This is a genomic window from Pseudoalteromonas sp. SIMBA_162, assembly GCF_046535955.1.
Taxonomy (GTDB): domain Bacteria; phylum Pseudomonadota; class Gammaproteobacteria; order Enterobacterales; family Alteromonadaceae; genus Pseudoalteromonas; species Pseudoalteromonas marina.
Genome location: NZ_JAWJBQ010000663.1, coordinates 1 through 259 on the forward strand (window position 1 = coordinate 1; position 259 = coordinate 259).

Genomic DNA, 259 nt, shown 5'->3' on the forward strand with positions numbered 1-259 from the left:
GCGCCGGCTCGCTGCACGGGCTGCTGCAGTTGATGTCGGCCGGGCCCGCGCTGTTCCTGGCGCCGGTGGTGCGCCGCATGAAGGACCAGCGCGCGGCCGCGTTCTGCTCGGCGCTGTCCTCGCTGGTGGCGTTCGTCGGCTTGATCGCGGCGCCGGGCTGGGCCACGTTGTGGATCGTGCTGCTCGGCCTGGGCACGGGCGGCGGCATCATCCTGGGCCTGATGTTCGTGGGCCTGCGCGCCAGCCACGCGCAGCAGGC

1 pseudogene is annotated in these 259 nt (G+C 74.1%); it reads left to right on the forward strand.

Features of this window, described 5'->3' with window-relative positions:
- Positions 1-259: pseudogene (locus R0J88_RS21320) on the forward strand (MFS transporter); the annotation flags it as partial.